The sequence below is a fragment of the Microbacterium sp. genome (genome assembly GCF_031180975.1).
Taxonomy (GTDB): Bacteria; Actinomycetota; Actinomycetes; order Actinomycetales; family Microbacteriaceae; genus Microbacterium.
This window is the reverse complement of sequence record NZ_JAPSLI010000005.1, coordinates 1-18,629: the sequence shown is the minus strand read 5'-3', so window position 1 is coordinate 18,629 and position 18,629 is coordinate 1. Positions and strand designations below refer to the sequence as shown.

The 18,629-nt window shown below is 71.6% G+C and carries 15 protein-coding genes and 1 tRNA gene; 3 read left to right on the top strand and 13 right to left on the bottom strand.

Going from position 1 to position 18,629, the window contains the following annotated elements; genetic code table 11:
* Nucleotides 1–40: 40 nt before the first annotated feature.
* From RIF65_RS08240 to RIF65_RS08200, 9 genes are all read right to left on the bottom strand, one after another.
* Nucleotides 41–2,107 (bottom strand): cell wall-binding repeat-containing protein, encoded by a 2,067-nt coding sequence (locus RIF65_RS08240; RefSeq protein WP_309065044.1) that lies wholly within the window; start codon nucleotides 2,105–2,107, stop codon nucleotides 41–43.
* A gap of 147 nt (nucleotides 2,108–2,254) precedes the next feature.
* Nucleotides 2,255–3,328, bottom strand: coding sequence for a glycosyltransferase (locus RIF65_RS08235; RefSeq protein ID WP_309065043.1), 1,074 nt, complete (start codon nucleotides 3,326–3,328; stop codon nucleotides 2,255–2,257).
* Between the two features lie 70 nt (nucleotides 3,329–3,398).
* Nucleotides 3,399–4,850, bottom strand: coding sequence for an LCP family protein (locus RIF65_RS08230; protein ID WP_309065042.1), 1,452 nt, complete (start codon nucleotides 4,848–4,850; stop codon nucleotides 3,399–3,401).
* Nucleotides 4,847–5,314, bottom strand: coding sequence for a 5-(carboxyamino)imidazole ribonucleotide mutase (gene purE, locus RIF65_RS08225; RefSeq protein ID WP_309065290.1), 468 nt, complete (start codon nucleotides 5,312–5,314; stop codon nucleotides 4,847–4,849). The genes RIF65_RS08230 and purE overlap by 4 nt, the downstream gene beginning before the upstream one ends.
* A 172-nt stretch (nucleotides 5,315–5,486) precedes the next feature.
* Nucleotides 5,487–6,635, bottom strand: a complete 1,149-nt coding sequence (locus RIF65_RS08220; RefSeq protein WP_309065041.1) for a 5-(carboxyamino)imidazole ribonucleotide synthase — start codon at nucleotides 6,633–6,635, stop codon at nucleotides 5,487–5,489.
* A 56-nt stretch (nucleotides 6,636–6,691) separates the two neighbouring features.
* A complete protein-coding gene (locus RIF65_RS08215; RefSeq protein ID WP_375142140.1) occupies nucleotides 6,692–7,246 on the bottom strand; it encodes a PH domain-containing protein in 555 nt (184 codons plus the stop codon).
* A 74-nt stretch (nucleotides 7,247–7,320) separates the two neighbouring features.
* Nucleotides 7,321–8,106 (bottom strand): biotin--[acetyl-CoA-carboxylase] ligase, encoded by a 786-nt coding sequence (locus RIF65_RS08210; RefSeq protein ID WP_309065040.1) that lies wholly within the window; start codon nucleotides 8,104–8,106, stop codon nucleotides 7,321–7,323.
* Complete coding sequence (locus RIF65_RS08205) at nucleotides 8,107–9,378, bottom strand: CDP-glycerol glycerophosphotransferase family protein (RefSeq protein WP_309065039.1); 1,272 nt, start codon at nucleotides 9,376–9,378, stop codon at nucleotides 8,107–8,109.
* A 16-nt stretch (nucleotides 9,379–9,394) separates the two neighbouring features.
* Nucleotides 9,395–10,630 (bottom strand): CDP-glycerol glycerophosphotransferase family protein, encoded by a 1,236-nt coding sequence (locus RIF65_RS08200; protein ID WP_309065038.1) that lies wholly within the window; start codon nucleotides 10,628–10,630, stop codon nucleotides 9,395–9,397.
* Nucleotides 10,631–10,750: 120 nt separating this feature from the next.
* Here RIF65_RS08200 and RIF65_RS08195 point away from each other — a divergent pair, with 120 nt between their 5' ends.
* Nucleotides 10,751–11,773: a glycosyltransferase gene (locus RIF65_RS08195; RefSeq protein ID WP_309065288.1), complete on the top strand. Its 1,023-nt coding sequence runs from the start codon at nucleotides 10,751–10,753 to the stop codon at nucleotides 11,771–11,773.
* 27 nt (nucleotides 11,774–11,800) lie between these two features.
* Here RIF65_RS08195 and RIF65_RS08190 read toward each other — a convergent pair whose 3' ends face one another.
* The 3 genes from RIF65_RS08190 to RIF65_RS08180 are packed head-to-tail and all read right to left on the bottom strand — an operon-like array spanning nucleotide 11,801 to nucleotide 16,061.
* Nucleotides 11,801–13,234 (bottom strand): CDP-glycerol glycerophosphotransferase family protein, encoded by a 1,434-nt coding sequence (locus tag RIF65_RS08190; RefSeq protein ID WP_309065037.1) that lies wholly within the window; start codon nucleotides 13,232–13,234, stop codon nucleotides 11,801–11,803.
* On the bottom strand, nucleotides 13,231–14,481 hold the full coding sequence (locus RIF65_RS08185) for a CDP-glycerol glycerophosphotransferase family protein (RefSeq protein WP_309065036.1): 1,251 nt from the start codon (nucleotides 14,479–14,481) through the stop codon (nucleotides 13,231–13,233). The genes RIF65_RS08190 and RIF65_RS08185 overlap by 4 nt, the downstream gene beginning before the upstream one ends.
* Nucleotides 14,482–14,522: 41 nt before the next feature.
* Nucleotides 14,523–16,061, bottom strand: coding sequence for a S1C family serine protease (locus RIF65_RS08180; RefSeq protein ID WP_309065035.1), 1,539 nt, complete (start codon nucleotides 16,059–16,061; stop codon nucleotides 14,523–14,525).
* A 97-nt stretch (nucleotides 16,062–16,158) separates the two neighbouring features.
* Here RIF65_RS08180 and RIF65_RS08175 point away from each other — a divergent pair, with 97 nt between their 5' ends.
* Nucleotides 16,159–17,358, top strand: a complete 1,200-nt coding sequence (locus RIF65_RS08175) for an aminotransferase class I/II-fold pyridoxal phosphate-dependent enzyme (protein WP_309065034.1) — start codon at nucleotides 16,159–16,161, stop codon at nucleotides 17,356–17,358.
* A gap of 145 nt (nucleotides 17,359–17,503) precedes the next feature.
* On the opposite strand, the gene RIF65_RS08170 is transcribed toward RIF65_RS08175, so the two are convergent.
* Nucleotides 17,504–18,310 carry a carbon-nitrogen hydrolase family protein gene (locus RIF65_RS08170; protein WP_309065033.1) on the bottom strand — a complete coding sequence of 269 codons (807 nt, stop codon included), beginning with the start codon at nucleotides 18,308–18,310 and terminating at the stop codon, nucleotides 17,504–17,506.
* 59 nt (nucleotides 18,311–18,369) lie between these two features.
* On the opposite strand from RIF65_RS08170, the gene RIF65_RS08165 reads away from it, so the two are divergent.
* Nucleotides 18,370–18,443 (top strand) — tRNA-Met (locus tag RIF65_RS08165).
* The last annotated feature ends 186 nt before the right edge of the window (nucleotides 18,444–18,629 follow it).

The window sequence follows — 18,629 nt, the reverse complement described above, 5'->3', positions numbered from 1 at the left end:
AGAACATCCTATCGGGCGGTGACTGAAAGGGTGCGAAGCGTCAACCGCATCGGCGCAGCTGGGCGGCTCCGTCCTCGGACAGCACGGCCGGGCCGCCGACGAGGGTGATCGTCTTCGTGCCGCGGCTGACGAAGAAGTCGGTGACATCGGTCTTCAGGCAGTCCGGCTCGGAGAGCAGGAGCGGCACGTTCCACCGGCCGGCCAGCGATGATGCGGACAACGCATCAGGGAAGTCCGACCCGGGCGCGATGAGAGCCTTGAGCGCAGAGGTCGGGTAGTACGTCCGGTTGACCTCCATATTGGTCGCGTATCGATCTGTCCCGGCGAGGCGGCCGACGGACAACCCGAGGGAAGCGAGCTGCGCGGAGATACCCGCGGACACCACCCCGTCACCCCCGACGATCGTGGCCTTGGTGGCGCCCGTCTTCCTGATCGTGGCGACGGTGGCCGCATCCAGTGTCGCCGCCTCGCCGTTGACCAAGATCACCGGCGTGCGGCTGGCGCTGCCGGCTGCCGCGGCGCTGAGCGCGTCGGGGAAGTCGCGCCCCGTCGCCACGAGAATCGCGGGCGATGCGCCGCCCTGTTCCACCACGGCGCGGGAGGTTGCGTATCGATCCGCCCCGGCGGCGCGCTCGATCCGCGCCTGGGGAACCGCGGCGGCGATCTGGGTCTGGACGGCCGGCGTAAGAACGCCCGTGCCGCCCATCAGGACCACCCTCGTCGGCGCGAGCCGACGAAGCTCGTCTCGGACAGCTGCGGACAGACGATCGGGGTCGGTCAGCAGGAGCGCTCCCCCCGCGCGAGATGCCGCCGGCGCGGCGGTCAGCGCGTCAGCGAAATCCCGTCCGGTGGCCATGAACACGGTGCGCGTCCCCGTGGGCCATGCCTCACGGGAGACCTGCACGGCCGTCTGCTCGCGATCCGCTCCTGCCAGTCGCCCGACGGTCACGCTTCGGGTGACGTACGGGGTCGACTGGGCGCTGGAGTTCTGGTGGCCGTTCTTGCGCGCGGTGACGACCACATGGAGTGTTGCGCCGACGTCGGAGGCGAGAATGCTGTAGCTGCGCCCGGTCTGCTGAGCGATCGGCGTCCCGTTGCGGAACCACTGATAGCTCACGCTGTCCGGCACCGGACTGAACAGAGCATTCGCGGTGATGGCCTGGCCCGGAAGGACGTAGCCGCTGATCGCGACCTTGCTGACCGAGAACTGCGAGACCGTGGTCGGCCCGAACCAGTCCGTGAAGTAGTTGTAGAAGTTCCGGTTCCCGTAGCTCGAGCACGAGTTGCCCGTGCCGTAGCCGGCGGCCAGCGCTGCGGCGTTCGGCTGGTACGGGGTGTAGTAGTAGAGCGACGCGGTGGCCTTGTTCGCCACGTACACCGGCGCGCTGCCGCAGGCACGGTTCGGGTGATACAGGATGTTCCAGGTCTTCCCAGGCGCGTACCAGGTGAAGTAGCGGCCCTCCATGTAGATCTGCATCTGCCGCGCGGCACCGTAGATCTGGTGGAAGAACCCGACGTAGGCGGGATTGCAGGGCGCGTCGTCCGGGCATCCCTGCCCCAGGGCCGCATCGTAGCGCCACTGACTCGGCCACGTGTGGGTGATCAGGCCCTGCTCCTTCTGCAGCATCACGATCAGCACCTGCGGGTTGATGTTGCAGGCCTGCGACACCCGGAAGATGATGCGCGCTGCCGACTCGTTGGCGGCGCCGGTGTATCCGGAGCAGTACTTGTCGGCCACCCGGTTCACCGACGTGATGCGGAAGTCCTTCAGGCAGGTGTAGCCGGTGCGGCAGGTCTTCACCTTCGACTCGAAGAACGCCTGGATCTGCGCCTCGGTCATGGTCGTCTTGTTGGTGAACACCGCGTCGCTGATGATGCTGCCCGGCTTGAATCCGACCAGCGTGGTCTTCGCGGGCCCACCTGCCAGGCCCGTGGCCGCGGGTCCACCGCTCGCCCCGGCGGAGACGCCGGGGGTGGCGGCGGGCAGCGCGGCGGCCGCAGCGACAGGCGTCGCAAGGCCGACGATGAGCGCGGCGGCGGCGACAATCGTGGTCACCGTCCTGGCGAGGATGCGCACGTGTGAGGGGCGGGGGCCACGTGAAGACATGTGACCAGTGTGACTGAAGTTGTGGAATGATGCCACCGCGTCGAGAGTTTCGGGTGTTCGACACGGCGTGTCGGGCAACTTCTCAGCGTGTTCGAAGCGCTCCCCGCGCCCGCCGGTCAGCGCTGCCCGCCGTCGACGCGCCCCGGCTCACAGTTCGGCGTGCAGCGACCAGACCCGCTCCGCGGAGCTCATCCACGAGAACGCCCTCGCCCGGTCGGCCGCGAGCACCCGCAGGCGGCGCTCCCCCGCTCCGAGCGCGTCCTCCAGGGCTTCGTCGAGCTCCTCGGCGGGGACGAGCGCGCCACCGTCAGCGATGACGTCACGGTGAACGCCGGTGTCGACGGCGACGATCGGCACGCCGAGCGCCATCGCCTCGACCGTGCGCCATGGCCATGCGGACAGCTCCGACGTCGCCACCAGGGCCGCGGCGCCCTGCAGGACGGCCGCGCGATCGGCATCCTCGAGCGCGCCGCGGATGTGCGCACGGTGCTCGGCGAGGCCCGCCGCCGAGGCCAGCTCCGCGAGCGCCGGCTCCGCGCCGTCCGCCGCGTCCAGCACGACCACATCGACGTCGACCTTGGCCGCCGCCCGGAATCCGGCCTCGAAGGATCCGCCGCACCCGGCGACGACCACGTACCGTGCCGGGAGCTGGAGGGCGGCACGCCGCTCGGCGGCATCCTGCCCCGCGCCGAAGCCGTCGAACGGGGCACCGGCGATGACCCTGATCCGGTCGCCGAGAGGGGCGACCTCGGCCAGGCGTGCCGCCATCGCGTGCGCGGGCACGACCACGGCATCCGCGTGCTTCACGGCCCGCTTCAGCATGCCCTTCTGCCAGACGACGCTCGGCTTCGGCAGCAGTTCCGGCGCCTCCCACGCCGTGAGGTCCCACAGCGTGACCGTGGTCTGGTCGTTGTCGTGCACGCGATCGTGCCGCACGAGGGGGGCCATCAGGGTGGGCGCGTGGATGAGTCCCCCGCCGACGCCGGGCACGATGCCGAGCTGCCACGACGCGGCCAGCTCCCTGCGCTGCAGCGGCAGCTGGCGCACCTCCTGCACGCCGGGCAGTGCGAACTCGGCCCCGGCGGGAACGAGCGCGGCGACCGCGCACCCGCGAGGGGCGGTCGCGACCAGTCCGGCGGCCATCGAGAGCGCCGCGCTCGCCTGATCACGATCGGCCACCTGCGCGACCTGATCGAGCACGATCCGCAGCTGCACACTCATGAGGCAAGCCTAACCGCGACGACCGCGACCGCCCGGAGGCGCGACCGCGCGGCTCGCGCCCGACGCGCGCTCAGCCCTCGGTCGGCTCGGGGCTCGGCGGATGCAACGTCTGCTGCACCATCTCGTGGACGGCGTCGTAATCGGGCTCGTGCTCGTCCACTCCGAACTCCGGCGTCAACTCGATGCGGTTGACGGGCTGCTTCTTCGCCTTCGTCATCAGGTCGAAGAACTCCGGCAGCTTGTCCTGCGGCAGGTCCGTCTCGACGAGGGCGGTGCCGGCGTGCGCGATCTGGTTGAAGCGGGTGAGCACGTTCTGGGGCGTGAACTGCTCAAGGATCGCCACCTGCAGCTCGCGCTGCCGCTTCATGCGATCCCAGTCGTTGGTGGTGTAGCGCGACCGCGCGTACCACTGCGCGGTGTCGCCATCCATGCGCTGCTCCCCCGGCTCGATCCAGCCGGTCGCCCAGTCCTTGGCGGGCTCCCCCGGATATGACGGGCCACCACCCTTGGGCAGTCGCTTGGTCACCTCGATCTGCACGCCGCCGAGCGCGTCGACCAGCTGTGCGAAGCCGTTCATGTCCAGGAACACGTAGTACGGGATCTCGATCCCGAGCACACCCTCCGCCGCGTCCTTGGTCGCCTCGATCCCGGGTGCCGAACCGTGCGCTGCCGCGTCCGGATACAGCCCCTTTCCGCCGTCCTCCCGGCACACTTCGGCGGCGTTGCGGATGTGGTTCATCCAGCCGTTCCAGCCGCAGGTGCGCGAGTCGTGCCCCTCGAAGCCGTCCGGGTACTCCTCTCGCATCGGACTGCCCTCGCTGAACGGCGCGTTGGGCAGTTCGCGCGGGATGCCGGTGATCGTCACCGCCCCGGTTTCGGCGTTCACCGACACCACCGAGATGCTGTCGAACCGCATGGAGTCCCGCCCGTCGCCACTGTCGGCGCCGAGCAGGAGGATGTTGTAGTACCCGTCGCTGGGGGGAAGGCTCGGACCGGAGCTGCCGAAGATCGAGCCGAGCGCGCCGCGACCGGATGCCACCACCGTCGATCCGTACACCGCGCCGCTCGCGGCCAGCGCGAGCGCGACGAGGGCGGCGATGGGCGCGGCCCACCGCGTCGGGTTCGGCACCTTGACGAGCCGCGCCAGTCGGACCGCGTCGATCGTGAGCACGACCCACAGCACGGCGTACCCGATCAGCAGCACCTGCACGATCGTGAGCACGAACCACGACAGTGAGCCGGTGGTCAGCCACACCATCGCCCGCGGGGCGGTGAGCGCGATCCCGGCGCCGAGCAGCACGAGCGCCCAGCCGGCGAGCGTCGCTCCCAGCCCGAACCGCCCCAGCCGGCGATTGCCGGCCAGCACCTGCGCGGACCCGGGTACGAGCACGTTCAGCACCACCAGCCACCAGGCGCGTCGCCCCATGAAGGCGGGATCGGCCGTGTCCGGGTTGCGCAGCGGACGGGTCTCGATCAGCGGACGGGCACCCCGCTCGGGGATGCGCGGAGCCGCAAGGGTCACAGCGCGCCCTTCAGCCGCTCGTTCTTCTCCTCCACCTGCGCCTGGAGAGACCGGGCGTACTCCTCGATGCGGTCGGCGAGGGCTGCATCGGAGGCGCCGAGGATGCGGGCGGCGAGGATGCCGGCGTTGCGCGCACCGCCGATCGACACGGTGGCGACGGGGATGCCGGCGGGCATCTGCACGATGGACAGCAACGAGTCCATGCCGTCCAGGTACGCCAGCGGGACCGGCACCCCGATCACGGGGAGGGCGGTGACCGACGCCAGCATGCCGGGGAGGTGCGCCGCTCCCCCTGCGCCGGCGATGATGGCGCGGATGCCGCGGGCGCGCGCCTCGCGGCCGTAGCTCATGAGCTTGTCGGGGGTGCGGTGCGCGGAGACCACCTCGACCTCGTGCGGGATGCCGAAGTCGGTGAGCGCCTGGGAGGCGTCGCTCATCACTCGCCAGTCGGAGTCGGAACCCATCACGACGCCGACCAGGGGCGCGCTCGAAGAGTGCAGTGGCTCAGTCACCATGACAGGCTACGCGGCGCGCCTGGGAGATCCACGCAACGGCACGGGCCCTTCGACAACCTCAGGGACCCAAGAACCATACGGGCCCTTCGACAGGCTCAGCGACCCAAGCGCCATACGCGACTCAGAGGAACTCGTCCGCCGCCGCGCGGGCGGTGTACACGACGTCGTCCAGGTCGTCGCCGGTGACGTTCACGTGCCCCACCTTGCGCCCGGGGCGCGGTGCCTTGCCGTAGGTGTGCACCTTCGCCTCCGGGTGCTCGGCCAGCGCCTGCGTGAAGCGGTCCTCGAGCGCCCCCTCGGTGGGCCCCCCGAGAATGTTCACCATCACCGACCACGGGGCCCTGGGCCGCGTGCTGCCGAGCGGCAGGTCGGCCACGGCGCGCAGGTGCTGCTCGAACTGCCCGGTGACCGCACCCTCCTGGCTCCAGTGGCCGCTGTTGTGCGGGCGCATGGCGAGCTCGTTGACGAGGATGCGCTCGTCGTCGGTCTCGAACAGCTCCACGGCCAGCATCCCGGTGACGCCCAGGCCCTCGGCGATCTGTCGGCCGATCCGCTCAGCGACCAGCACGTGCCGGTCGGTCGTCCCGGGGGCGGGTGCGATCACCTCGGCGCACACGCCGTCGCGCTGCACGGTCTCCACCAGCGGGTAGGCGACGATGTCGCCGCTCGGGCGGCGTGCCACCTGCTGTGCGAGCTCGCGCGTGAACGACACCAGCTCCTCGGCCAGCAGCGCATCGCCGTCGCTGAGCGTCGAGAACCAGTCCTCGGCCTCCGAACCGGCACGCACCACGCGCACCCCCTTGCCGTCGTACCCGCCGCGCGGGGTCTTCACCACGGCGGCGCCGCCGTTCTCGTCGATGAACGCCTGGAGCTCGGCCGCGTCGCACACCGCCGCCCACTCCGGCTGCGGGACGCCCAGCTCGGCGAGGCGCGCACGCATGACGAGCTTGTCCTGTGCGTACTGCAGTGCGTCGGGTCCGGGGTGCACCTGCACGCCGTCGGCGACGAGCGCGCGCAGCACGTCCTGCGGGACATGCTCGTGGTCGAACGTGATCACGTCCACATCGGCGGCGAACGCCCGCACGGTGTCCAGGTCGCGGTAATCGCCGACCGCGGTGGCGGCGAGCTGCGCGGCCATGCCCTCGTCCTCGGCGAGGACCCGCAGGTCCAATCCGAGCTCCACTGCGGGGGCGATCATCATCCTCGCCAGCTGTCCTCCGCCGATCACGCCGATGCGCACGGTCATCCGGGCCCCTTTCGTCGGGTCCATTCTTCCGTATGACGCCGGTCGCCGCTGTGCCGCCCGTCACGGCGGCCCGCGGCCGCTCAGCGGCTGGTGAGCGGCTCGCCGGTGGAGTGCGCGTCGCGATGCGCCAGGATCTGGTTGACCTCGATCTGGTCGGCGAGCGTCTCGTGCACCAGGTTCACATTCGGCACGTTGATGAGCCGCAGCGGGGCGTCCACCCCGTTGCTCAGCGTGATGGTTCCGGCACCCCACATGCGCTGGATCAGGCCACGGCGCACCGAGATCGAATAGCCCCGGGTGTGCGACAGTTCACGCCGGTTGCGCGAGCCCAGTCCGTCGCGCACGATCACCCGACGGGTGGTGATCGTGTAGGTGCGCGAGAACCACACCAGGAACGGCACCACGACCAGCCCGAGCACGACCACGGCCGCCGCGCACAGCAGCATCCAGTCCTCGTACGGGGCGGGCAGGTTGCCGTAGAAGTACGCGACGGCACCGCACACCGCGATCAGCACCAGCGCCGACCACAGCAGCCGGCGCGCGTGCCCGCGGAACCGCGCGACGAGCAGCTCTTCGACGGGCGCGCCCGGCGGCGGCATCATCGGCCGTCCTCCGAGCGTCACGGGCTGGGTCACACCCCTATTGTGCCCAGCACCTCCGACACGCCGGTCAGGCGCGCCGGGGCGCGGATGCCGTGGCCGCGGCGCCCTCAGACCGACTGCGCCGAGCCCGCCGGACGCACGTGGACGACGTCGCCCGCGGCGACCGTGCGCACCCCGCCGTCGCCGCGCGCGACCACGAGCCGGCCGTCGGCCTCCAGTCGCGTCGCGGTGCCCGGCATCCGCTCTCCGCCCGGCAGCCAGACCACGACCTCCTCGCCGAGGGTGACGCAACGGGCGGTGGCGTCGCGGTGCAACCCGGACGCCATCGCTCCCCCGTGCCGGCGCAGACCCGCGATCAGGGCGTCGAGCCGGCCGAGGTAGTCCGCCAGCAGACGGTCGAGGTCGGCCTGCACGCCGTGCACGGCGAACGACGTGGCCGTCTCGACCGGCAGCTGCTCGGCGGTCATGGCGGTGTTCACACCGGAACCGACGATCACGGCGTCACCCGCCGCCTCCGCGAGGATGCCGCAGATCTTGCGCCCCTCCACGAGCACGTCGTTCGGCCATTTCACCCCGACCCGGCGGCCGGGCAGCTGCGTCGCGATCGCGTCGGCCATCGCCACCCCCGCGGCCAGCGGGATCCAGCCCCGCGCGTCCGCTGACTCCGGCAGGTCGCGCAGCAGCACCGAGACCGCCAGGGCCGACCCGGCGGGGGTCACCCACTGCCGGTCCAGCCGGCCGCGACCGGCCGTCTGGTCGTCGGTGAGCAGCACCGACAGGTGCGGCCAGCCGACGGCATCCGCGGCGCGCTCGCGCAGCTCCGCGTTGGTCGAGGGGCTGCTGCTCGCCCGCTCGAGGCGGGAGGCGACGGATGCCGCGGCTGTGAACTCCATTCAGGCGGCGTTCTCGTCGCTGTTCGACCCGCGGGCGGCCAGCGCCTCAAGCTCCCGCGCGTTCCACTCGTCCCAGGTGCGCATGAGTCGCTCGATCGCCGCGTGGAACTTCTCGGTCGCGACGCCGGGCGTCGTGTCGCCGAAGTAGTGCTGCACCCACGTCCTCAGGCGCGCGACGGCCTGCTCGTCGGCCCGGACGCGCTCGACCTCGGCGACGATGTCGTGCGCGCCCTGCACGGTGAGCCATTCGCACGCCGAGAGGTAGCCGTTCGTGTCGATCGAGGCCCGCTCATCGGCGGGGCGGGTGATGAGCAGCGGTTTACCTGCCGCGAGCCGGTCGTAGACCATGGCCGAGATGTCGACGATCGCGACATCGGCGGCGGCGAGCTGCCAGCCGAGTTCAGGACCGTCGTCGTACACGTGCTGCGCGCTCGGGTCGGCGGCGTTCGCCGCGGCGATCGCCGCGAGGATCCGGCGGTGGGCGTCGCCGTAGCCCGGGTCGACCACGCCGCTGCGCGGGTGCGGACGGTAGATCACGCGGTGGCGACCGGTGGCGAGCAGCGCCGAGACCAGCGTCTGACCGTGGCTGGCGATCGAGCCGTAGTGCGCCGAGGGACGGTCGCCCTCCCAAGTGGGCGCGTACAGCACGACGATGCGCTCGTTCGGCGTGTACGGGAGCGTGCCGGAGTAGTGATCGGCCTGCGGACGGCCGATCTCGATGGCGCGGCGATCGAGGTCGTAGTCCCACAGCGTGCGGCTCAGACGTTCACGCGCGGCCTGCCCGGCGATCAGCGCGTAGTCGTACGCCTTGTACTGGTTGGTGGTCATGTACATCTTGTCGGACTCGCCGTGGTTGATGAACACGTGCCAGCACCGGCCGTAGCGGAACATCTGGAAGTTGCGGGTGTTCTGGTTCACGTACAGCACGATGCGGATGTCCTGCTTCGCGATGAACTTCTCCAGGTTGCGGACGGTGGGGACGAACGCGACCGGCAGCGCGCCCTCCTCGAGCAGCTTCTCGGCTCCGCTCGCGCTGCGGGACAGCACCACGACAGGCCACCGCTCGGCGAGTCGCGCGAGCGGCCGGTACCACTGCCGCATCTGGTACATGTTCACGGCGCCGTCGGCGAAGTACACGGCGATCTGGAAATGCTCGTGCGGGTGCGGACCGCGTTCGGCGAGCCGGCGCCTCACCCGCTGCACCGAGGCGCGCGACTTCAGCGCGCGGTGCAGCAGCCGGACGGCCTTCTTCCCATCGGAAACGACACCCATCAGACCAGGATATCGTTCACGTCGGGCTGGTTTCGCGGGCGTATTGCGCGTCCCACAGCTGCATCAGCCGCTCGATCGCGGCGTGGAAGCGCGCCGTCGCCGCACCGGGCGAGGTGTCGCCGAAGTACCTCTCCGACCAGGTCCGCAGCCGCGTCACGGCCTCCTCGTCCACTCGCACCCGATCGATCTCCGAGACGATGTCGTGCGCGCCTTCCGCGGTCAGCCACTCGCACGCCGACAGGTAGCCGTTGCGATCGATCTCGGCCTCCGCACTGACCGGGCGGGTGACCATGAGCGGCTTGCCGGTGGCCAGTCGGTCGTACACCATCGCCGACACGTCGAGGACCGCGACATCCGCGGCTGCCAGCTGCCAGCCGACCTCCGGCCCCTCGTCGAACACGTGCTGGGCGGACGGGTCGGCCTGGTTCGCGGCCTTCAGCATCGCCACGATCCGCCGGCTCGCGGCGGCGTAGCGGTGCTCCATGACACCGGTGCGTGGGTGCGGCCGATAGATCACCCGGTGACGGCCGGTGGCGACCAGCCGCCCGACGAGCGTCACCCCGTGACTGACCACCGAGCCGTAGCTCATCGACGGCCGGTCGCCCTCCCACGTCGGCGCGTACAGCACCACGGTGCGATCGTCGGCGGTGTAGGGCGGGGTGCCGGAGAAGTGGTCGGCCTGCGGCCGGCCGATCCGCAGCGTTCTGGCATCCACGTCGTAGTCCCAGAGCGCCTCACGCAGGCGATCCGCCGCGGCCTGCCCGGCGATGAGGGCGTAGTCGTACGCCTTGTACTGGTTGCTGGCCATGTAGATCTTGTCGGACTCGCCGTGGCTGATGAACACGTGCCACCGCCGGCCGTAGCGGAGCATCTGGAAGTTGCGGGTGTTCTGGTTCACGTACAGCACGATCCGGATGTCCTGCTCGGCGATGAACCGCTCGAGATCCTCGATCTGCGGAGTGAAGGCGACCGGCAGAGCACCGTCCTCGAGGAGCGCCGCCGCTCCCACGGGCGAGCGCGAGATCACCACCACCGGCCATCGCTCCGCGAGCTGCTGCAGCGGCCGATACCACTGCCGCATCTGGTACACGTTCACGGCGGTGTCGGCGAAGTACACCGCGATCCGGTAGTGCGCCGCGGGGTGCGGGGGCTGCTGGGCCAGCAGAGCCGTGACGCGCTGATGGGCGGTGCGGGCGGTGAAGGCCCTGCGCAGCAGCCGGTACGCCTTCTTCGCATCGGTCGTCAGGTCCATCCGGCCACCGTAACCAGCCAACCTGGAAGCCTCCGTCGCACGGAGCTCGCAGGGGCCGCATGACATGATCGACACGTGCACGACAACGACACGAGGCCGGCGGAGGGCGTGTCCTTCGTGATGCCGGTGCTGAACGAGCGGGCCTACCTCGAGCACGCGGTCCGCTCCGTGCTCGAGCAGCAGGTCGACGGGCCCACCGAGCTGGTCCTCGCCCTCGGCCCGTCCACCGACGGCACCACCGCCCTCGCGCAGCGCCTCGCCGCGGAGGACGACCGGATCCGGCTCGTGGACAACCCGGCCGCGCACATCCCGGTCGGTCTGAACGCCGCGATCAGGGCCAGCCGGTTCCCCACGGTCATCCGCGTCGACGCGCACTCCGAGCTCGCCCCCGGCTACGCGCTGCGGGCGCTGCAGACCCTGCGGCGCACCGGCGCCGCCAACGTCGGCGGGGTGATGCGCGCCGACGGGCGCACCCCGTTCCAGCGCGCGGTCGCACGCCTGTACAACTCCCCCGTCGGCCTGGGCGGCGGCGCGTATCACGGCGGCAGTCGCGAGGGCGAGGCCGAGTCCGCCTACCTGGGCGTTATGCGCCGCGACGTGCTCGAGCAGGTCGGCTACTTCGACGAGAGCATCCGCCGCGGCGAGGACTGGGAGCTGAACCTGCGGATCCGGCAGGCCGGGCACCTGGTGTGGTTCGACCCCGAGCTGTCGGTGACCTACTGGCCGCGGGAGAGCTGGTGGCGGCTGGCCCGACAGTTCCGGGCCACCGGCGCCTGGCGCGGCGAGCTGGTCCGCCGCTACGGCCGCCGCAACGGGCTGCGGTACTTCGCTCCCCCGGCGCTGGTGATCCTGCTCGGACTCGCCGCGCTCATCGGCATCCTCCAGCTGACCGGCGTGCTGCGCGGATTGGCCGCCGTGGTCGCCTCGCTGATCTACCTGCCGCTGATCGCGTACGCCCTGCTCGTGGTCGCCGTGTCGCTCGCGCCCGGCCGGCGTGGGCTGAGGGAACGCCTGTGGACCATGGCGGTGCTGCCCACCATGCACATCGCCTGGGGGGTGGGTTTCCTCGCCGGCGTGTTCCGCGGCGCGCGGGACACCGTGGACGCCTCGCGACTCGGCGACCGGAACACACCTCTGCCGTAACGGTCGTCGACGCAACGCGCGCCCGGCTCAGGCAGTCAGCCACCCCTGGTCGAGGATGCGCGCCACGACCCGCTCCGCAGCGTGACCGTCGTCTCGGCGGTTGAACTGCGCACGCCAGGCGTCGTACCGCTCGGCGTACCTGCCGGTGTCCGCCGCGGCGAGCGCCTGCACCAGCTCCTCCTGGCTGCGCACCAGCGGTCCGGGGGCGCGCTGCGCGAGGTCGAAATAGAAGCCGCGCAGCTTGCCGCGGAAATGCTCGAGGTCGGGCACCAGGAAGAACATCGGCCGGCCCGTGACGCTGAAGTCGAACATGATCGACGAGTAGTCGGTGATGAGGGCGTCGGCGATGAGCAGCAGCCGGGCCGTCTCCGGGTAGCCGGTGACGTCGATGACCCGCGCGCCGGCGGAGTCCCGGCCGGGCTTCAGGGTGCGGGAGTGTCCGCGCACGAGCACGACCGACCCGGTCCGCGCGGCCAGCTCCTGCGGGTCGACGAAGTCCACCATCTCGGCGCGGTCGTCGCGCCAGGTGGGCGCGTAGAGCAGCACGCGCTCGTCGGCGCCGATGCCGAGCGCGGCGCGGACGGCGACCGCGTCGCCGGAGACGAGCAGGTCGTTGCGCGGGTAGCCCTCGACCCAGATCGGTTTGCCGAAGAACGCGTACGCCTTGCGCAGCACGCGCTCTGCGTACACGTTCTGGGCGAGCAGCACGTCCCACCGGCGGGATTCCTTGATCACCGCCGCCATGCGGCGCGGGTCGAACCCAGGGCGGTGCAGGGCGAGCCGCTTCAGCGGGGTGCCGTGCCAGGTCTGCAGCACGCGCTGACCCGGCTTGCGCACGAACCGGCGTCGCAGCCAGTCATTGACGACGAGCAGGCGGGCGTCGGCGCGGGCCCGCCACCATTCCGGCGACCCCTCCACCACGGCGATGGCACCCTGCGGCACCTCGACGGAGAGGTCGGCCACGCTCCAGTACCGCGTCACGCCGGGGGCACGCTCGGCGAGCACCCGGTCGATCGCCCGCGGGTTGCAGCCGGCGTTCTGGCCGTAGAAGCTCTCGAAGAACACCGCGTTCTCGCCGCCCCCGATCTGCGACACGTACCGCTCCTCGAGGGTGGACTGCCCTTCAGCCGTCTCGTACAGCGGGTCGATCGGCGGCGACACCAGCACCGACGTCCCGCTCGCCGCGATCCGCAGGATGGGCAGCAGCACGGGGTCCAGGTGGAGCGGGTCGATCTCCGCGCCGTCCACCCGCAGCTCGTACGTGCCGGCGGGCAGCGGCAGCGCGGCGCCGCCCCACCGTGACACGCGCAACGGGAACGTCGCCTTCCACGTCTTCCCACCGCCCGTCACGCGCGCTGCGACTCGCGCCCGCCGGCCCTCGAGCACAGCGGATGCCGGACGCGCCCCGCTCCCGGCGATCACGAGCGTCTCCGTCAGCTCATCCACGCGGGCAGTGGTCATCGTGCTCCCTTCGGCGCGGGAATCCCCCGCGCGCGGATCGCCTGGTACACGCGCCGGGTGTTCTCGCCGTCGCGGTACGCGTGCATGTGTGCGCTGAGCGCGGCGGACCGCTCGGAGCGGGCGGCGTGCTCGGCCGGATCGCCCAGCACGGCATCCAGCTGCGCGAGCGCGGCCGTCCAGTCGCGGGCGAAGTCGTCGCCGGCGACCTCCCGGTACGTGCCGTAGAAGCCGCGCACCCGTGCGTAGTCGTCGACGTCGGGCGCGAGGTAGACCACGGGCATGCCGAGCAGCCCCACGTCGTACGCCATCGACGAGTAGTCGGTGATGAGCACGTCGATGCGGGGCAGAGCGGGGGTCACGTCGGACAGCACGCCGGCTCCCAGCATCCGCACCCGCCCACTCGACCACGGCGGCGCGTACGCTCCCTCGCCCAGCGGATGCGAGCGGATGAACAGCACCGCGTCGTGCCTCTCGAGCAGCTGCACGATCCGCACCCACTCCTCGGCGGTCGGGACGGCCGGGTCGGCTCCGCCGTCACGCCAGGTCGGCGCGTACAGCAGCGCGCGCTGGCCGGGCAGCAGCGGTCCGGTGCGCAGCAGCAGAACGGATGCCGTCTCGCGGCGCAGCGCGGCGGTGCCGGCGGACAGCACGTCGACTCGCGGCTCTCCGGTGACCACCACCCGGTCGCCCGACAGGCCGAACGCGGACTCCAGCCGACCGCGGGACCGGTGCGACGCCGCGGGCAGGACCCGGATCGCCTGCGCGGCACGGCGGTACAGCACGGCGACCAGCCGGCGCAGCACCGCAGCGCCGGGGACGTCCGGCACCTGCACGGTCGCCGGCGAATCGAGGCCGATCCGCTTCAACGGGATGCCGTGCCACAACTGCACGACGAACGCGCCGCCGACCGCGTAGCGGTTCACGTCGCCGAAGCCGTGCGTCACGACGACGACGCCGGCTCGGGCGGTCGCCCACCAGCCGCGCACCCCGCCCCTGCGCACGGTGCGGATGCCGAGCGCGGCGGCATCCGCCTCCTCACGGGCTGATCCGGCCAGCCAGAGCGCGCGATGCCCCTGGCTGGTGACGTGCCGCCAGAGTGCCAACGCGCCATCACCGACGCCGGCTGCGGAACCGAACACCCAGGTGTCGCCGCGGGGCACCAGCCGGGTGCCGAGGCGTCCGACGGCGTAGACCGGCAGCCGGAGAAGCTTCGCCGCGTTGCCGGTGCCGAAGGAGAAGGACGCCACCCCGCGAGCCTATCGCGGGGTGGCGTCCTGTCCGGATCGGGTCAGAGCTTCAACTCTCCGAGAGTGACCTCGACCTCGTACTCCTTGCCGTCGCGCACGTAGGTGACCTTCGCGTCGCTGCCCGCCGCGAGTGCGCGCACCTGGGCGGTGAGGTCGCTGGCGCCGGTGATCGGCAGGCCCTCGAACTCGGTGATGATGTCGCCCTGCCGCAGGCTGGCGTCGGCGGCGGCGCCGCCGGCCGTCACCTCGGCGATGTACGCACCGGCGACCTCGGCGTCCTCCACCGCGCCCGCGTCACGCACCGAAGCGCCCAGCAGACCGTGCGTGGCGGTGCCGTCCTCGATGAGCTCGTCGGCGATGCGCTTGGCGATGTTCGACGGGATCGCGAAACCGAGGCCGATGGAGCCGGACTCCCCGGACGACGTGCCGCCGGCGGTCGCGATGGCCACGTTGATGCCGATCAGCTTCCCCTCGCTGTCGACCAGCGCCCCACCGGAGTTGCCCGGGTTGATGGCGGCGTCGGTCTGGATGACCGAGATCGAGATCGACTGCCGCGCCTGCTGGCTGCCCATGCCGGGGATGTCGAACTGGAACGGGCCGCCCTCCTGCGGGTCCTCGCCCTCCGGCTGGTCGGCCGGGCTGTCGGGTGCGGCGGAGGACGCGATCTGGATGCTGCGGTTCAGCGCACTGACGATGCCGGTGGTGACCGAGTTCGCCAGCCCGAGCGGGGCGCCGACGGCGACCGCGGTGGAGCCGACGTTGAGCTTGGAGGAGTCGGCGAACTCGATGGGCGTGAGGTCCTCGGCGCCGCGCAGCTTGATGACAGCCAGGTCGTACACCGGGTCGGTGCCGACGATCGTCGCCTGGTAGATGCGGCCGTCCGACGTGGTGACCCGGATCGCCGGGTCGGAGGCTGCGCCCCCGAGCGTGACCACGTGGGTGTTGGTGAGCACGTAGCCGTCTTCGCTCAGGATGACTCCGGATCCGCTGCCGGACTCCTCGGCGCCGGCGACCTCGAGCGTGACGACCGACGGGAGCACCTCGGTGGCGATCGCGGTCGTCTCGTTCACGGAGCCGGGGTTGTTGACGGTCACGGTCTGGGGGCCGGAGCCGTCGGATGCCACGGGCCCGGCGAACACGGCGTTGCCTATGGCGCTGCCGCCGAAGCCGGACACGCCGCCCACGAGGGCGGCGGCGAGCAGCAGTGCCGCCACCTTCACCGGGCGTCCGGTCTTGCGCGGCTCGGCCTCGGTGGCGGTCGGAGCCGCTAGCAGCGCCGGGTCGAGGGGAACCGTCGGTTCGGTGGGGCGGTGCGGTGGCTGAGGCACGGTGCCGTACGCGCCGAACGCGGCTCCGGCGTGCTCCTGGCCTGGCTGCGGCGCGTGCTGCGGCCGTGCCGCGTCAGGGCGCGGCGGCCCGGGCTGGCCGGGCGCCGGCCAGGCCGGCGTGTGCGAGCCGAACGCGCCGGGAAGGGCGTGCCCGCCGGGCACCTGGCCCTCCTGCGGGGACGCCGGCTGAGCGGCATCCGGGTGCGGCCTGTCGGAGGAGGGGACCTCGCCGGGGGTGCTGTTCTCGTTCATCATCTGCTCCTTCACAACGCCCTATCAGCGTGCCGGGTGAGTCTGTGCGTTTCGTATGGCGAAGTTGCGAGGCCGCTATGGTCTTAGCCTGTTCTGCATGGATGTCGTACCGGGTGCGTGGCGGCGCACGGCTGCGGGTGCAGGCCTGCTCTCCGCCGATGGTGAGGTGGCGCCGACCATCTTCGCAGAGATGTCGGCCGCGGCGGTCAGGACGGGGGCGATCAACCTCGGCCAGGGCTTCCCCGACGAGGACGGCCCAGCGGAGGTGCTCGAGGCCGCCCGCGCGGCGATCGCGAACGGCGCGAACCAGTACCCGCCGGGCCGCGGCGTGCCCGACCTGCTGCTGGCGATCAGCGAGCACCAGCAGCGCTTCTACGGGCTGACGGTCGACCCCGAACGCGAGGTGCTGGTGACGGCCGGAGCGACCGAGGCCCTGACCGCGACGCTGCTGGCACTCATCGACTCCCCCGACGACGAGGTGGTGGTCTTCGAGCCGTACTACGACTCGTACGCCGCGGTCGTCGCCCTCGCGGGCGCCCGGCTGCGGACCGTCCCGCTGCAGCGGGCGGACTTCCAGCCCGACCTCGACGCGCTCGCGGCTGCCGTGAACGACCGCACCCGGATCATCCTGGTGAACGATCCGCACAACCCGACAGGTGCCGTGTTCGGACCGGAGGTGCGCACCGGGGTGGTGCGGCTGGCGGAGCGGCACGACGCCGTGATCGTCACCGACGAGGTGTACGAGCATCTGTCGTTCGACGCCCCGCATGTGCCGATCGCGACGCTGCCCGGCGCCGCCGAGCGCACCCTGACGATCTCGTCGGCCGGCAAGACGTTCTCGACGACCGGTTGGAAGGTCGGCTGGGTGCACGGCCCGGCTGACCTGATCACCGCCGTGCTCACCGTGAAGCAGTTCCTGACGTACGTGAACGGTTCGGCGTTCCAGCCGGCGATCGCTGTGGGCCTGCGCCTGCCTGATGCGTTCTTCGCGGATGCCGCCACGGCGCTGCGCGCCAAGCATGAGCTGCTCGGTGCAGCGCTGCGCCAGGCGGGGTTCACGGTGCACCCGCCGCAGGGCGGCTACTTCACCGTGGCGGATGCGACCGCCCTGGGCGGCGCCGATGCGGCATCCTTCTGCCGGGAGCTGCCCGGCAGGGCCGGCGTCGTCGCGATCCCGATCTCGGCGTTCGTCGCGGCGGAGAACCGCGACCGCTACGCCGGACTGGTGCGGTTCGCCGCCTGCAAGCGGGTGGAGGTGCTCGAGGAGGCCGCGCGCCGCCTCGCCGCGCTGGGCTGAGCGCCGTGTCCGCGCCTCGGGGCGCGGGATGTGGCGCACCTGGTCGCCACGCCTCTCTCGATGGGTCGCAGATGGTCGCTTCCCGCGCCCGGATGCGACCACCTGCGCCACATCCACGCCCAGCGCGACCAGCCAGGGCCGCCGGTCAGGATGCCGGGACGACGGTGTATCGGCGCAGGCGGAGCGCGGGGTTGGCTTCGCGGACCCGGGCGATCAGCGCCGGGTCGAGGGATGCCGTGGCAATGCCCTCTCCGGAGCTGACGCCGGCGACGACCACGCCTTGCGGGTCGATCACCTGCGACAGCCCCACGCCGATCGGCGCCGGGTGGTCAGCGGCGATCACGTACGCGGTGTTCTCGATCGCCCGCGCGGTGAGAAGCGTGGTCCAGTGGTGCTCCTTCAGCGGGCCGCGCACCCACTCGGCGGGGATCACCAGGGCGTCGGCGCCGGCGTCGATGAGTGTGCGCGCCACCTCGGGGAAGCGCAGGTCGTAGCAGGTCATCAGGCCGAACCGGATGCCGGCCGTCTCGAACACGGACGCCTGGCCGAGCTCGCCGGGGGCGATCCAGTCGGATTCGCGCTGCCCGAACGCGTCGTACAGGTGCTGCTTGCGGTACACGGCGCGCACGCCCTGCGCCGACACGGCGACGAGCGTGTTGCAGACGCGCCCGTCCGCCGCGCTCTCCACCAGTCCGGCGACGACGGTCACCCCGTTGCGCGCCGCGACGGCGCTCAACGCCTGCACGAACTCGCCGTCCAGCGTCTCGGCGTTCTCGGCGAGGGTGGCGTCCATCGGGTCGACGAAGTAGCTGGAGTACTCGGGCAGCACCACCACGACGGCGCCGCGCCGTGCGGCATCCGTCACCAGCGTCGCCACCCGCCGCCGGTTGTCCTCGCGGGAGGAGCCGGGCGCGAACTGGCAGACGGCGACGAGCGGAGACGAGGAGGTCATGGCTCCATCCTGCCCCGATTCGACGTTGTGCAGGAGCCGTGTTAGGCTATTAGACGTGCCGCGGGGTGGAGCAGTTCGGTAGCTCGCCGGGCTCATAACCCGGAGGTCGCAGGTTCAAATCCTGTCCCCGCAACAAAGAGAATCAGGCCCGGTCCGCAAGGATCGGGCCTGATTCGTTTCCGCGCCCGGCCGGGGGTTATCGGCAAGAAAGTGTGGACGGGTCGGGCGTGTCATGATCGTCCTGCCCACCCGGTTCTGAGCCAGAGGCCCTCGCCGGCGTCGAGTCCGGTGTCGTAGAGTGCGGGCCCGACGCGCTCTT

What these genes read in the sequence shown, in the direction of transcription:
- RIF65_RS08205 (WP_309065039.1), bottom strand. Translation starts at nt 9,378, where the DNA reads ATGGGTGTCGTTTCCGATGGGAAGAAGGCCGTCCGGCTGCTGCACCGC.
- RIF65_RS08195 (WP_309065288.1), top strand. Translation starts at nt 10,751, where the DNA reads ATGCCGGTGCTGAACGAGCGGGCCTACCTCGAGCACGCGGTCCGCTCC.
- RIF65_RS08180 (WP_309065035.1), bottom strand. Translation starts at nt 16,061, where the DNA reads ATGAACGAGAACAGCACCCCCGGCGAGGTCCCCTCCTCCGACAGGCCG.
- purE (WP_309065290.1), bottom strand. Translation starts at nt 5,314, where the DNA reads ATGGGTTCCGACTCCGACTGGCGAGTGATGAGCGACGCCTCCCAGGCG.
- RIF65_RS08200 (WP_309065038.1), bottom strand. Translation starts at nt 10,630, where the DNA reads ATGGACCTGACGACCGATGCGAAGAAGGCGTACCGGCTGCTGCGCAGG.
- RIF65_RS08170 (WP_309065033.1), bottom strand. Translation starts at nt 18,310, where the DNA reads ATGACCTCCTCGTCTCCGCTCGTCGCCGTCTGCCAGTTCGCGCCCGGC.
- RIF65_RS08190 (WP_309065037.1), bottom strand. Translation starts at nt 13,234, where the DNA reads ATGACCACTGCCCGCGTGGATGAGCTGACGGAGACGCTCGTGATCGCC.
- RIF65_RS08220 (WP_309065041.1), bottom strand. Translation starts at nt 6,635, where the DNA reads ATGGACCCGACGAAAGGGGCCCGGATGACCGTGCGCATCGGCGTGATC.
- RIF65_RS08240 (WP_309065044.1), bottom strand. Translation starts at nt 2,107, where the DNA reads ATGTCTTCACGTGGCCCCCGCCCCTCACACGTGCGCATCCTCGCCAGG.
- RIF65_RS08210 (WP_309065040.1), bottom strand. Translation starts at nt 8,106, where the DNA reads ATGGAGTTCACAGCCGCGGCATCCGTCGCCTCCCGCCTCGAGCGGGCG.
- RIF65_RS08175 (WP_309065034.1), top strand. Translation starts at nt 16,159, where the DNA reads ATGGATGTCGTACCGGGTGCGTGGCGGCGCACGGCTGCGGGTGCAGGC.
- RIF65_RS08235 (WP_309065043.1), bottom strand. Translation starts at nt 3,328, where the DNA reads ATGAGTGTGCAGCTGCGGATCGTGCTCGATCAGGTCGCGCAGGTGGCC.